12 protein-coding genes and 1 riboswitch are annotated in these 13,575 nt (G+C 71.8%); of the genes, 2 read left to right on the forward strand and 10 right to left on the reverse strand.

Going from position 1 to position 13,575, the window contains the following annotated elements:
* Nucleotides 1–3: 3 nt before the first annotated feature.
* The 9 genes from ACIQNG_RS29215 to ACIQNG_RS29255 all read right to left on the reverse strand — a co-directional run bounded on the left by ACIQNG_RS29215 (nucleotide 4) and on the right by ACIQNG_RS29255 (nucleotide 7,765).
* The gene (locus ACIQNG_RS29215) at nucleotides 4–1,056 is read right to left on the reverse strand and encodes a hemolysin family protein (protein WP_401489161.1); all 1,053 of its coding nucleotides are present in this window, start codon (nucleotides 1,054–1,056) and stop codon (nucleotides 4–6) included.
* Nucleotides 1,053–2,384 (reverse strand): hemolysin family protein, encoded by a 1,332-nt coding sequence (locus tag ACIQNG_RS29220; protein WP_401489163.1) that lies wholly within the window; start codon nucleotides 2,382–2,384, stop codon nucleotides 1,053–1,055. Before ACIQNG_RS29220 ends, ACIQNG_RS29215 begins: the two co-directional genes overlap by 4 nt.
* 324 nt (nucleotides 2,385–2,708) lie before the next feature.
* Nucleotides 2,709–3,206, reverse strand: coding sequence for a PH domain-containing protein (locus tag ACIQNG_RS29225; RefSeq protein WP_401439693.1), 498 nt, complete (start codon nucleotides 3,204–3,206; stop codon nucleotides 2,709–2,711).
* 14 nt (nucleotides 3,207–3,220) lie between these two features.
* Nucleotides 3,221–4,069, reverse strand: coding sequence for an ATP phosphoribosyltransferase (hisG, locus tag ACIQNG_RS29230; protein ID WP_401439695.1), 849 nt, complete (start codon nucleotides 4,067–4,069; stop codon nucleotides 3,221–3,223).
* 59 nt (nucleotides 4,070–4,128) lie between these two features.
* Nucleotides 4,129–4,401 carry a phosphoribosyl-ATP diphosphatase gene (locus ACIQNG_RS29235; RefSeq protein WP_401439697.1) on the reverse strand — a complete coding sequence of 91 codons (273 nt, stop codon included), beginning with the start codon at nucleotides 4,399–4,401 and terminating at the stop codon, nucleotides 4,129–4,131.
* 13 nt (nucleotides 4,402–4,414) lie between these two features.
* Complete coding sequence (gene ribH / locus ACIQNG_RS29240) at nucleotides 4,415–4,921, reverse strand: 6,7-dimethyl-8-ribityllumazine synthase (RefSeq protein WP_401439700.1); 507 nt, start codon at nucleotides 4,919–4,921, stop codon at nucleotides 4,415–4,417.
* An 86-nt stretch (nucleotides 4,922–5,007) separates the two neighbouring features.
* Nucleotides 5,008–6,393: a GTP cyclohydrolase II gene (ribA, locus tag ACIQNG_RS29245; protein ID WP_401489166.1), complete on the reverse strand. Its 1,386-nt coding sequence runs from the start codon at nucleotides 6,391–6,393 to the stop codon at nucleotides 5,008–5,010.
* Nucleotides 6,390–7,037 carry a nicotinamide riboside transporter PnuC gene (locus tag ACIQNG_RS29250; protein ID WP_401439706.1) on the reverse strand — a complete coding sequence of 216 codons (648 nt, stop codon included), beginning with the start codon at nucleotides 7,035–7,037 and terminating at the stop codon, nucleotides 6,390–6,392. The genes ribA and ACIQNG_RS29250 overlap by 4 nt, the downstream gene beginning before the upstream one ends.
* Nucleotides 7,034–7,765, reverse strand: a complete 732-nt coding sequence (locus tag ACIQNG_RS29255) for a riboflavin synthase (RefSeq protein WP_401489168.1) — start codon at nucleotides 7,763–7,765, stop codon at nucleotides 7,034–7,036. The genes ACIQNG_RS29250 and ACIQNG_RS29255 overlap by 4 nt, the downstream gene beginning before the upstream one ends.
* Nucleotides 7,766–7,918: 153 nt before the next feature.
* Nucleotides 7,919–8,049: riboswitch (FMN riboswitch) on the reverse strand.
* Between the two features lie 500 nt (nucleotides 8,050–8,549).
* On the opposite strand from ACIQNG_RS29255, the gene ACIQNG_RS29260 reads away from it, so the two are divergent.
* Together ACIQNG_RS29260 and ACIQNG_RS29265 are read left to right on the forward strand one after the other, a co-directional pair.
* The gene (locus ACIQNG_RS29260) at nucleotides 8,550–10,847 is read left to right on the forward strand and encodes a chitinase C-terminal domain-containing protein (RefSeq protein ID WP_401489171.1); all 2,298 of its coding nucleotides are present in this window, start codon (nucleotides 8,550–8,552) and stop codon (nucleotides 10,845–10,847) included.
* Between the two features lie 377 nt (nucleotides 10,848–11,224).
* Nucleotides 11,225–11,989 (forward strand): SDR family oxidoreductase, encoded by a 765-nt coding sequence (locus tag ACIQNG_RS29265; RefSeq protein ID WP_401489173.1) that lies wholly within the window; start codon nucleotides 11,225–11,227, stop codon nucleotides 11,987–11,989.
* 259 nt (nucleotides 11,990–12,248) lie between these two features.
* Here the strand turns inward: ACIQNG_RS29265 and ACIQNG_RS29270 are convergent, their stop codons facing one another.
* Nucleotides 12,249–13,466: an ROK family transcriptional regulator gene (locus ACIQNG_RS29270; protein ID WP_401489175.1), complete on the reverse strand. Its 1,218-nt coding sequence runs from the start codon at nucleotides 13,464–13,466 to the stop codon at nucleotides 12,249–12,251.
* Between the last annotated feature and the right edge of the window lie 109 nt (nucleotides 13,467–13,575).

The raw sequence follows: 13,575 nt of genomic DNA on the forward strand, positions 1-13,575 counted from the left end.
CCCCTAGGTGGCGAGTGCCTGTTCCGGCAGGGTCGGGGGGTGGTGGGCCGGGTCGCTCACCTCCCCGACCAGCAGTTCGAGTACGTCCTCCAGGGCGATCAGGCCGAGGACCCGGCCGTGGGCGTCGGCGACCTGGGCCAGATGGGTGGCGGCCCGGCGCAGGACGGTGAGGGCGTCGTCCAGGGGGAGGTCGGGGCGCAGGGTGGGCATCGGGCGCCAGATGTGCGGCGGGACCGCGCGGTCGGAGTCCTCCAGGTCGAGGACGTCCTTGACGTGGACGTAGCCCATGAAGGCGCCGCCCTCGGCCGCGACCGGGAAGCGGGAGTAGCCGGTGCGGGCGGTCAGCCGGACGACCCCGGCGGGGGTGACGGACGGGGCGACCGTCACCAGCAGGGCACGATCCAGGAGGACGTCGGTGACCGGGTGGGAGCCCAGTTCCAGGGCGTCCTCCAGCCGTTCCTGTTCCTCCGGGGCGAGGAGGCCGGCCTGGCCCGCGTCCTCCACCAGGCGGTTGAGCTGTTCGCTGGTGAAGACGGCCTCGACCTCGTCCTTGGGTTCGACGCGGAAGACCCGGAGCACCGCCTGGGCGCACGCGCCGAGGGCCGCGGTGACGGGCCGGCACAGCCGGGCGAAGGCGACCAGGCCCGGGCTGAGCCAGAGCGCGGCCGTCTCGGGGGCGGCCATCGCGAGGTTCTTGGGGACCATCTCGCCGATGACGAGGTGGAAGAAGACGACGACGGCGAGGGCCACGGCGTAGCCCAGTGGGTGGATCACCGCGTCCGGGAGGCGCAGCCAGGCGAAGACCGGTTCGAGGAGACGGGCCACGGTCGGCTCGGCGACCGCGCCCAGTGTCAGCGAGCAGACGGTGATGCCGAACTGGGCGGCGGCCATCATCTGCGGCAGATGCTCCAGGCCGTACAGCACCTGGCGGGCGCGGGCGGTACCGAGGGGTTCGATCTGGCTGCGGCGCACCGAGACCAGGGCGAACTCGGCGCCGACGAAGAAGCCGTTGGCGAGCACCAGCAGCCCGGCGAAGAGAAGGTGGAGCACGCTCATCGGGCCGCCTCCAGCACCGGGGCGGTCCGCACGAGGCGGACCCGTTCGGCGCGGTTGTGGCCGACCTGGCGTACGGCGAGCCGCCAGCCGGGCAGCTCGGCCCGGTCACCGACGGCCGGGATCCGGCCCAGCAGATCGGCGACGAGGCCGGCGACCGTCTCGTAGGGGCCCTCGGGGACGTCGAGGCCGATCCGCTGGAGGGCGTCGACACGGCAGGCGCCGTCGACGTCCCAGGCGGGGCGGCCGTCCTCGGGTGGGGCGGCGCACAGGTCGGGCGGTCCGGCGAGCAGGTCGTCGTGCTCGTCGCGGACCTCGCCGACCAGTTCCTCGACGATGTCCTCCAGGGTGACGACCCCGGCGGTGCCGCCGTACTCGTCCACGACGACGGCGATGGGCTGTTCGCTGCGCAGCCGGGCGAGCAGGGGCTGCACCGGGAGGCTCTCGGGGACCAGCAGCGCGGGGCGGGCGATCCGGGAGACGGGGGTGCGCAGCCGTTCGTGGGCGGGGACCGCGAGGGCGTCCTTGAGGTGGGCCATGCCGGTGATCTCGTCGATGCGGTCGCGGTAGACGGGGAAGCGGGAGAGCCCGGTGGCCCGGGTGAGGTTGACGACGTCCTCGGCCGTCGTGGACGCCTGGAGGGCGCTGACCTTCACCCGGGGGGTCATGACGTGCTGGGCGGTGAGGCCGCCGAGGGACAGGGTCCGTACGAACAGGTCGGCGGTGTCCTGTTCGAGGGCGCCGGCGCGGGCGGAGTGCCGGGCCAGGGAGACGAGTTCGCCGGGGGTGCGGGCGGAGGCCAGTTCGTCGGCGGGCTCGAAGCCGAGCGCGCGGACCAGCCGGTTGGCGACCCCGTTCAGGCCGGCGATGACCGGCCGGAACAGCCGGGCGAACCGGTGCTGCGGGCCGGCCACGAACCGGGCGACCTGGAGGGGGCGGGAGACGGCCCAGTTCTTGGGCACGAGTTCGCCGACCACCATCTGCACGGCGGAGGCGAGGAGCATCCCGACGACGACGGCCACCCCGGGAACCACGCCCTCGGGCAGGCCCGCGGCGGACAGGGGGCCGTCCAGGAGCCGGGCGAGGGCGGGTTCGGCGAGCATGCCGACGACGAGGGAGGTGAGGGTGATGCCGAGCTGGGTGCCGGAGAGCTGGAAGGAGAGTTCCTTGAGCGACGCGACGACCTTGGCGGCGCGGCGGTCGCCGCCCGCGGCGGCCCGTTCGGCGTCGGGCCGCTCGACGGTGACGAGGCCGAACTCGGCGGCGACGAAGAAGCCGTTGGCGAGAATCAGCAGGAACGCGGCTGCGATCAGCAGCAGGGGGCTGGTCATGAGGCCGCCGCCCGGGTCGTATGTCGACCGGGGGCGGCGCAGGTACTACAGGACGATCCGTCCATCGCCGGAGGGGGTCACTCCTCGGGTAGCAGGAACCCCTGCGCACCGGGGGCGGGGCAGGGGCGGAGGCGGCTGAGGGGAGAACAGGAAGACCGGAAAGCAGGAGAACGGGAAAGCGGGAACAGAGGAACAGGGGAAAGCGGGAACGCGGGAACACGGACAGCGGGAAAGCGGTGATGCGGTGATGCGGTGTACCGAGAACGCCTCCGCCACCAGACTAGTCACGGCGGCCGGGTATGGGGCGGGGACGACACCGTCGGGTCAGTCGTGGTCCCCGTGTGCCGACTGTCCCGCACGGGCCTCGACCAGGGCGCGCAGGCTGCGCGCGTCGGCGATGGCGTGCTCCTTGGCGATACCGGGCTGGATGCCGATGACGGCGAGGCTGGTGCCGTCGCTGAGGTCGAGGAAGACCCAGGGGTCGCCGACCCGCAGATTGACCCCGACGATCTCGGCCCATTCGAGGTGACGGCGGCTCGCGAAGTTGACGACGGTGACGCCGGACTCCTCGGCGACGACCTTCGGGCGGGCCAGCACCAGCGCCACGGCGGAGAACAGCAGCGCCGTGAAGACGAAGCTGATCCGCTCGGGGGTGCTGAGCCGGTCGAGGAGCAGCGCGACCGCGGAGACGGCGAGGAAGATCGCCACGGCGGCGGTGAGCAGCACGGCCCGGGTGCGGGCGGGCCGGAAGGTGACCGGCAGGGTGGTCGCGGCGGGGGCGGCGGGGTGGTCGTGGGACGGCACGGCGGTCTCCTTCGGCATCGGTGTCGTGCCCGTCAGAGCCGGCAGGCGTGGATCGCGGTGGTCAGGATGGCCCGGGCGCCGATCTCGTAGAGGTCGTCCATCAGCCGCTGGGCGTCCTTGGCCGGGACCATGGCGCGTACGGCGACCCAGCCCTCGTTGTGCAGCGGGGAGATGGTCGGGCCCTCCAGGCCGGGGGTGATGGCGACGGCCTCTTCGAGGTGCTCGGCGCGGATGTCGTAGTCCATCATCACGTAGCTGCGGGCCACCAGGACGCCCTGGAGGCGGCGCAGGAACTGCTGGACCTTGGACTCCTCGGCGTCGGCCCCGGTACGGCGGATGACGACGGCCTCGGAGGTCATGATGGGCTCGCCGAGGATCTCCAGGCCGGCGTTGCGCAGCGAGGTGCCGGTCTCGACCACGTCGGCGATGACCTCGGCGACGCCGAGTTCGATGGCGGTCTCCACGGCGCCGTCGAGGTGTACGACGGAGGCGTCGACGCCGCTGTCGGCGAGGTGCCGGGCGACGATGCCCTCGTAGGAGGTGGCGACGGTCCGGCCGCCGAGTTCCTTGACGGAGGTGGCGGTGCCGGGCTTGGCGGCGTAGCGGAAGGTGGAGCGGGCGAAGCCGAGCGGGAGGATCTCCTCGGCGTCGGCGCCGGAGTCGATCAGCAGGTCCCGGCCGGTGATGCCGATGTCGAGGCGGCCGGAGGAGACGTAGATCGCGATGTCGCGGGGGCGGAGGTAGAAGAACTCGACCTCGTTGACGGGGTCGACGATCCGCAGTTCCTTGGACTCGCGGCGCTGGCGGTAGCCGGCCTCATGCAGCATGTCCGCCGCAGGGCCGGAGAGTGAACCCTTGTTGGGGACGGCGATGCGCAGCATGAGGTCGGCTTCCTTTGCGTCAGGCGGGGGGTGGGAACTGCGGGGGGGGGGCTGCGGGTCTACAGATGGGCGTAGACGTCGTCCAGGGAGATGCCGCGGGCGACCATCATCACCTGGACGTGGTACAGCAGCTGGGAGATCTCCTCGGCCGCCGCTTCCTTGCCCTCGTACTCGGCGGCCATCCAGACCTCGGCGGCCTCTTCCACGACTTTCTTGCCGATGGCATGGACGCCCTTGCCGACGAGTTCCGCGGTGCGGGAGGTGGCGGGGTCGCCGTGGGCTGCCTTGTGCTGGAGCTCGGAGAACAGCTCCTCGAACGTCTTCTTGGACATGGTGGCGCCCACTTTACGCGGTGCGCCCACCGGCCTGACGCCAAGGTTCGGATACTGAGCGGAGGGTGGCCGCCGTGGCGACGGCGGCGGTCACCGCCTCGTGTCCCTTGTCCTCGCTGGAGCCGGGCAGTCCGGCGCGGTCCAGGGCCTGGTCGTCGGTGTCGCAGGTGAGCACGCCGAAGCCGACGGGGACGCCGGTGTCGACGGAGACCTGGGTGAGGCCCTGGGTGACGCCCTGGCAGACGTACTCGAAGTGGGGGGTGCCGCCGCGGATGACGACGCCGAGGGCGACGATCGCGTCGTAGCCGCGTCCGGCGAGTACCTTGGCCACCACGGGCAGCTCCCAGCTGCCGGGGACCCTGAGCAGGGTCGGTTCGGCGATGCCGAGGTCGTGCAGGGCGCGCAGGGCGCCGTCGACCAGTCCGTCCATCACCTTCTCGTGCCACTGGGCCGCGATCACGGCGACCCGCAGGTCTCCGACGTCGCGTACGGACAGTTCCGGTGCGCCCTTGCCACTCACGTTCTCGTGTCTCCTCGGGATGTATGAGGGGGTCTGAAGGGGGTCTGGGGATCAGAGGGGGATCCGGGGGGTCTGGGGGCCGGGTGCTACTGGTTGCCGCAGGTGGCCGGGCCGGGGGTGTCCAGCCAGGGCAGGTCGTGGCCCATCCGGTCCCGCTTGGTGCGCAGGTAGCGCAGGTTGTGCTCGCCCGCGGTGACAGGCATCGGCTCGCGGCCGGTGACGGTGAGGCCGTGGCGGACGAGCGCGTCGGTCTTGTCGGGGTTGTTGGTCATCAGGCGCACGCTGCGGACGCCCAGGTCGGCGAGGATCTGGGCGCCGGCCGCGTAGTCGCGGGCGTCGGCGGGCAGGCCCAGCTCCAGATTGGCGTCCAGGGTGTCCCGGCCGCGCTCCTGGAGTTCATAGGCGCGCAGCTTGGACAGCAGGCCGATGCCGCGGCCCTCGTGTCCGCGCAGGTAGACGACGACGCCCCGGCCGGCGGCCTGGATCCGGTCCATGGCGGTGCGCAGTTGGGGGCCGCAGTCGCAGCGCAGGGAGTGGAAGACATCGCCGGTGAGGCATTCGCTGTGCACCCGGACGAGGACGTCCTCGCCGCCGCCGAGGTCGCCGTGGACGAGCGCGACGTGCTCGACGCCGTCGGCGGTGGAGCGGTAGCCGTAGGCGGTGAAGGCGCCGTGCGCGGTGGGCAGCGGGGTCTCGGCCTCACGGCGGACGGTGTGGCCCGTACCCGGGGGCGCCTCGCCCGCGTGGCCGACGGACGGCCGGATCCGGCCGGGGGGCGGGGTGCTCGTCCGGGTGGCGGGGGGTGCGGGGGATTCCAGGGCGCGGCGGTGGGCGATCAGGGCCTCGATGGAGATGATCGTCAGGCCGTGCTTGCGGGCGAAGGGGATCAGCTCGGGCAGGCGCAGCATGCGGCCGTCCTCGCCGGCGATCTCCACGATGGCGCCGGCGGGGCGCAGTCCGGCGAGGCGGGCGAGGTCGATGGCGGCCTCGGTGTGGCCGTTGCGGGCGAGGACGCCGCCGGGGCGGGCGCGCAGCGGGAAGACATGGCCGGGGCGGACGAAGTCGTCGGGCCGGGCCTCGCCCCCGGCGAGCAGCCGGAGCGTGGTGGCGCGGTCCGCGGCCGAGATGCCGGTGGTCACGCCGTGGGCGGCGGAGGCGTCCACGGTGACGGTGAACGCGGTCCTCATGGACTCGGTGTTGTCCTCGACCATCTGCGGCAGCCGGAGCCGGTCCAGTTCCTCGCCCTCCATGGGGGCGCAGAGCATGCCGCGGCACTCGCGCATCATGAAGGCGACGATCTCGGGCGTGGCCTTCTCGGCGGCGATGATGAGGTCGCCCTCGTTCTCGCGGTCCTCGTCGTCCACGACGACGACCGGGCGGCCGGCCGCGATGTCGGCGACGGCCTGGGGAACGGGGTCGAGCCGGAGGTCCTCCGGGCCGTCGGTGCGGTAGAGGATGGGGGCCGTGGTCATGCGGGCGCTCCTTCCAGGAAGGGCCGCGCGTCCTTGCGGGTGCGCAGCCACCAGTCGCGCATGCCCCACAGGACGAGCGCGCCGTAGATGACGTAGACGAAGCCGGAGAAGGCGTAGCCGTTGGCGAAGTTGAGGGGGACGCCGACGAGGTCGACCAGGAGCCAGGCGAACCAGAACTCGACCATGCCGCGAGCCTGGGCGTACATGGCGACGATCGTGCCGACGAAGATGTACGCATCCGGCCAGGGGTCCCAGGACAGGCTCGGGTAGGCGGTGAAGACGAGGGCGACGCCGACCGTGCCGAGGCCCGCCGCGCCGATCATGGCGAGGCGTTCGCGCCAGCTCGCGAAGCGGACCGCGATACGGCCGTCCGCGGCGCGGTTCCCGCCGCGCTGCCGCTGCCACTGCCACCAGCCGAAGAGGGCGACGGCCATGACGACGGCCTGCTTGCCCGCGCTGCCGGTGAGGTGGCCGTAGAAGGCGCCGAAGAGGATCAGGCCGGACACGAACTGCACGGGCCAGGTCCACACCGAGCGGCGCCAGCCGAGGGCGAGTCCGATGAGGCCGAGGATGTTGCCGATCATGTCGGACCAGATGATGTGCTGGCCGAACAGGACGAACGCCTCGGTGTTCAGCCAGCTCACCGGGATGCCTCCGGCTCGGTGTCCCGCTCCGTGCCGGGCTCCCGCGGGGCGGTGGCCCGGACACCGGGCTCCTGCGGGGCGGTGGTCCGGACACCGGGCTCCTGCGGGGCGGTGGTCCGGACACCGGCGCCCGTGCCGTCGCCGACGGTGAGCAGCCGCTCGACGTACTTGGCGATCACGTCGACCTCCAGGTTGACGGGGTCGCCGGGCTGCTTCACGCCGAGGGTGGTCAGGGCGAGGGTGGTGGGGATCAGGCTGACGGTGAAGTGGTCGAGACCGGCGTCGACGACGGTGAGGCTGATGCCGTCGACGGTGATGGAGCCCTTCTCGACGACATAGCGGGCCAGCGCGGCGGGGAGGGAGATCCTGACGATCTCCCAGTGCTCGGAGGGGGTGCGTTCGAGGACCGTGCCGGTGCCGTCGACGTGGCCCTGCACGATGTGGCCGCCCAGGCGGGCGCCGACGGCGGTGGGGCGTTCGAGGTTGACCCGGGAGCCGACGGCGAGGGCGCCCAGGCTGGAGCGGGCGAGGGTTTCGGCCATCACGTCGGCGGTGAACTCGTCGCCCTCGTGTTCGACCACGGTGAGGCAGACGCCGTTCACGGCGATGGAATCTCCGTGCTGTGCGCCCTGGGTGACGACAGGGCCGCGGAGCCGGAAACGACAGGCGTCGCCGAGGTTCTCGACGGCGGTGATCTCGCCCAGCTCTTCGACGATTCCGGTGAACACTTCCCGGGTCCTCCTGCCTCTTCGGGCACGGACTCCGGGGCTGTCGAGGACGACAGACGATCACGGACGGAGAACACCAGGGCGACGCCGGACGGCACCCGTCCCGGGAGGGAACGGGCCGATATCGGCGGCGCGCAGGGGTCTGCTCGCCCGCCGCGCACTGCCTACCATCCGGACTTTAACCGTCGGTCCAGGAGTTTCACCTGGTCAACCGGTCGCTGGAGACGACCGGGTCGCGGACTGTAACCGCCGGTTCGGACTTTCACCGACCCCGGAGTGCGCTGCTGTTGTTACCCAGTCAGTGTGCCACGACCGCAAGACATCCATACGGGCAGCGTGTGTGGGCTGACTCACAGGTTGTGAGCGGAGGGCTGCGCCGTGGAGCGTGATCATGGGCTTCTGCGGTGATCGCGAGCTTTCGTCGTGGTCGCCGGCTTTCGTCGCGGACGTGGTGATCGCGGGCTTCGTCGTGATCGACAGTCGGATCACGGTCGGCTCACAGTCAGCTCACGGTCGAACCGAAGGCGGCTCACGGTCGACCCAAGGGCGGCTCACGGTCGAACCGAAGGCGGCTCATGGTCGCGCGGGCGGCGGCTCGCGGCGGGGGGCCGCGGCGGCTCCGGGGCGGGTTAAGGGAGGCTCAAAGCCGGGTTAAGGCTGCCTCAGGGTCGCCACCCAGGCCAACTGACCCCGCCGAAGGGCTGGTTGAATTGGTCCATACCTATTGACGCACTGGTCTAGTCCTCTTTACTGTCTGCGCAACTTCCGTGGAGAGGAACCGACTGTGCCTTCCCCCTCACGCTTTTCCCCCCGCCGCGCAAGACCCGCGTTGATCGCCTCCGTCGGCGCGATCGCCGGCCTTCTGATCGCCGGTCTCCCGGCGACCACGTCGCACGCCGCCCCCGATCAGGAGTCCTGTCGCCCCGAAGGGCTGTACAAGACCCCCGGCGTGGACGTCCCGTACTGCTCGGTCTACGACACCGAGGGCCGGGAGAAGATGGGCGCGGACCACCAGCGCCGCATCATCGGGTACTTCGCCAACTGGCGTACCGGCAAGGACGGCAGGCCCGCCTACCTCGCCAACAACATCCCGTGGGACAAGATCACCCATATCAACTACGCCTTCGCCGGTATCGACGCCGCCAACAAGATCAGCGTCGGCGCCGACGGCCCCGAGAACCCCAACACCGGGATGACCTGGCCGGGTGTCGCGGGCGCCGAGATGGACCCGGCACTGCCTTACAAGGGCCACTTCAACCTGCTGAGCAAGTTCAAGAAGGCGAACCCCGATGTCAAGACGCTGATCTCGGTGGGCGGCTGGACCGACAGCGGCGGTTTCTACAAGACGACGACGAACGCCGACGGCTCGGTCAACCAGGCCGGTATCGACACCTTCGCGGACTCCTCCGTCGCCTTCCTGCGCAAGTACGGGTTCAACGGGCTCGACATCGACTACGAGTACCCGACCTCCATGAAGGACGCGGGCAACCCGGCCGACTGGACGGTGGCCAACGCCCGCCGCGCCGGGCTCAACAAGAGCTACGCCGCGCTGATGAAGACCCTGCGCGAGAAGCTGGACCGGGCGAGCGCCGCCGACGGCAAGCACTACCTGCTGACCGTCGCCGCCCCCTCCTCCGGCTATCTGCTGCGCGGCATGGAGACCTTCCAGGTCCAGAAGTACCTGGACTACGTCAACATCATGTCGTACGACCTGCACGGCACCTGGAACGAGCACGTCGGGCCGAACGCCGCGCTCTACGACGACGGCAAGGACTCCGAGCTGGCCGGGTCGGGCATCTACAACGCCTCCCAGTACGGCGGTATCGGTTACCTCAACACCGACTGGGCCTACCACTACTTCCGCGGCTCGATGCCGGCCGGCCGCATCAACATCGGTGTGCCGACCTACACCCGCGGCTGGAAGAACGTGCAGGGCGGTACCGACGGGCTGTGGGGCAAGGCGTCCGCCACCACCTGCCCGCCCGGCTCCGGGCTGACCAAGTGCGGTGACGGTGCCGTCGGCATCGACAACGTCTGGCACGACAAGGACACCAACGGCCAGGAGGCCCCGGCCGGGTTCAACCCGATGTGGCACGCCAAGAACCTGGAGAAGGGGATCGTCCCCGACTACCTGCCGAAGTTCGGGCTGCCCGCGAACACCAAGCTGACCGGCACCTACGCGCGCAAGTACGACCCGACGCTGGTCTCGCCGTGGCTGTGGAACGCCGAGAAGAAGGTCTTCATCTCCACCGAGGACGAGCAGTCCATGGGGGTCAAGACCGACTACGTGGTCGACAAGGGCCTCGGCGGCACCATGATCTGGGAGCTGGCCGGCGACTACGACTACAACACGGCCAAGGGCCAGTACGAGCCCGGCGACTCGCTGATCACGCTGATGTACGACAAGTACAAGGCGGCCAAGCCGTACGGCAACAAGAAGTCCAACACCGCGCTGCCGACCGAGGCCGTGGACATCGCCGTCGACTTCGGGCAGTTCCCGCTGGGTGACACCAACTACCCGATCAGCCCCAAGCTGAAGATCACCAACAACACCAACGCGACGCTGCCCGGCGGCACCGAGTTCCAGTTCGACTACGCGACCTCCGCGCCGGCCAACGCCAAGGACCAGTCGGGCTTCGGCACCACGATCGTGCGCAGCGACCACACCGGGAACAACGTCGGTGGGCTGAAGGGTGACTTCCACCGCGCCTCGCTGAAGCTGCCGGCCTGGCAGACGGTGGCGCCCGGAGCCTCCATCGAGCTGGACTTCGTGTACTACCTGCCGGTGTCCACGCCCTCCAACTGGACGGTGACGTTCGGCGGGAAGACCTACGCGCTCGCCGGTGACCTGGCCCGCGGCACCACCGTGGTGCAGCCGGGCGGCGGTGGCGGCACCCCGACCCCGACCCCGACGCCCACCGGCCCGTGCACCCCGGTCGCCTGGAGCGCGACCGCGGAGTACGGCACCGGCACGGTCGTCTCCCACAAGGGGCGCTCCTGGAAGGCCAAGTGGTGGACGAAGGGCGAGGAGCCCGGCAGCACCGGCCAGTGGGGCGTGTGGCAGGACCAGGGGGCCTGCTGACCCCGTGAGACCGGCCCGGCGGCGGTGACGACGGCCCTTGCCCGCCGCCGGGCCATCCAACCCCGGCCCCGGCCCCGTACGCGGTTCGCGTGCGGGGCTTCGCCGTGCCGTGGCGCGGGCCGCGGGGGTGCCGGGGGCGCGGGGGTGCGGGGTGCGCGGGCGCGGGGCGCGGGGGTGCGGTTGGTGATCGATCCGGAGAGGCTGGTGTCTGTACGACGTCGGCTGGGGCGGTGCGGGCGGTGACGGTGGTGACGGTGTGACCGGGGTCTCCCCCGGGTGGCCTCCGCGGCTGTCACATTCCGCCCGGGCCGGGCGGTCTCAGCCTCCGTAGGGCGCTCCGGCCGGGAGCGCGCTCTCCTGATGAGGGGCTGGACGACATGACGACGATCCTGGTGACCGGCGGTACCGGAACGCTCGGCCGGCACGTGACCGAGTTGCTGCGGGCGGACGGGCACGAGGTGCGGGTGCTCAGCCGGCACGCGCAGCCCTACGCCGTGGACCTGCGGGAGGGGGGCGGGGTGCTGGACGTGGCGCTCGCGGGCGTCGACGTCGTCGTGCACTGCGCCAGCACGCCCCGGGGTGGGGACGAGCGGGCCGCGGGCCATCTGATCGAGGCCGCGCGCAGGGCCAGGGTCCGGCATCTGGTGTACATCTCCATCGTCGGCGTCGACGCCGTGCCGCTCGGCTACTACCGGTCCAAGCTGGCCGTGGAACGGCTGATCGAGGCGTCGGGGCTGGGGTGGACGGTGCTGCGGACCACCCAGTTCCACGATCTGGTGGCACGGGTGCTGGAGGTGCTCGGCAGGATGCCGGTGCTGGTGCTGCCCGCGGGGGTCGGAGGTCAGCCGATCGAGGTGCGGGAGGTCGCCGCGCGGCTGGCCGAACTGGCGGTCGGGGCGCCTGCGGGGCGGGTCGCGGACATGGGCGGGCCCGAGGTGCGGTCGCTCGCGTCGTTGGCGCGGGCGTATGGGGTGGCTGCGGGGCGCCGGCGGCGGGCTGTGGTGCGGGTGCGGTTGTTTGGGCGGGTGTATCGGGCGTTTCGGGCGGGTGGGCATGTGGTGCCCGGGCCGGGGGCGGGGGCGGGGGTGGGGACGTTCGAGGGGTATCTGGGTGAGCGGTTCGGGGGTGGGGAGGGGAAGTGACGGGGGGTGTGGGGGGGTTGGGGGTGGGGGCGGTCGTTCTTCGGCTTTCCGTGGGTGGGGGTTGAGCGCGCAGTTCCCCGCGCCCCTTTAGGGCATGGGTCAGCCGTTCGTGAAAGGGGCGGGGCGCTTTCCGTGGGTGGGGGGCTGAGCGCGCAGTTCCCCGCGCCCCTTTAGGGCGTGGGTCGGCCGTTCGTGAAAGGGGCGGGGGGCTTTCCCCTTTAGGGCGTGGGCCGGCCGTTCGTGAAAGGGGCGGGATCCCTTAGGGCGTGGCTGGGGCGTTTGTGTAGGGGAAGAGGGAGTCCTGGGCTCGGGAGCGGGCTGTGAGGAGGGCTCCTTTGAGGACCGCGGTGCCGCCGAGGGGGCTGGGGCGGACCTCGGTGGGCAGGGGGGACATCCGGCGGACCCGGGGTTCGACGCGGGCGGCCAGTTCCTCGCCGCCCGCCCGGCCGACCTCGCCGCCCAGGACCACGCAGCCGGGGTCCAGGATCGCGGCGACCGACGCCACGCCGATCGCGATGCGGTCCGCGAGGGTGTCGAGGAAGCGGTGGGCCCCGGTGTCGTCGGGATCGCCCGCCCGGGCCACGGCCGCCCGGACGACGCCCGCGGCCAGCGGCTCACCGGGCTCCGGGTCCAGGGCCGTCAGTCCGTACCGCTCCCCCAGGTGTTCGATGGCCGCCGCCCCGGCCAGGCCGTGGAAGCCGCCCTCGCAGTCGGTCGCCGACGGTACCCCCGTGGTGCCCGGCACCGGGAGGAAGCCGATCTCGCCGGTGCCGCCGGAGGCACCGCGGCGCAGGGTGCCGTCCAGGACCACGGCGGCTCCGGTGCCGTTGCCGAGCCAGAGCAGCACGAAGGTGTCCCGGTCGTGCGCGGCGCCGTCGCGCTGTTCGGCCAGCGCGGCGAGGTTGGTCTCGTTCTCGACGGTGACACGGGCCTCGGGGAGCCGCTCCGTGAGGGCGGCGATCAGTCTTCGGTGCCATTCGGGCAGGCCGGTGGAGTCGTGCAACTCGCCCGTGCCCGGGTCGATCAGGCCAGGGGCGCCGATGCCGACGGTGTGCAGCCGGCCCTCGGCGCCGCCCTCCTTCGCCGTCCGCTCCACCAGCGCCACCGCCTGCTCCACCGCGGGCCCGGTCCCGAGGTCGCCGTCGATCGGCACCGAAGCCTCCGCCAGGACCCGGCCCAGCAGATCGCAGACGATGACGGACACACCCTCCATCCGGACATCGACCGCGGCCAGATGGGCGCGGTCGGCGACGATGCCGTAGAGCCGGGCGTTGGGGCCGCGCCGCTGCTCCCCCGCCTCCCCCACGACCTCGATCAGCCCGGCGGCGGAGAGCCGCTCCACCAGGTCGGCCACGGTGGGCCGGGACAGTCCGGTCTGCTGTTTCAACTGCCCTGCCGTCAAGGGGCCTTGCTCCATGAGCAGACGGAGGGCGAACCGGTCGTTGATGACCCGGGCGGTGCTCGGGGATGCGGGCATGCCGGGATCCTCCCAGAAAGGTCGGGCCGCGCCGCGCACGGCCACCGAACAATCTCCCTATCTATCAGGCAGGGACCCTGATAGTTTACGGCAGCGGAACGGGGGAGCG

The sequence above is a fragment of the Streptomyces sp. NPDC091377 genome (genome assembly GCF_044757045.1).
GTDB lineage: Bacteria > Actinomycetota > Actinomycetes > Streptomycetales > Streptomycetaceae > Streptomyces.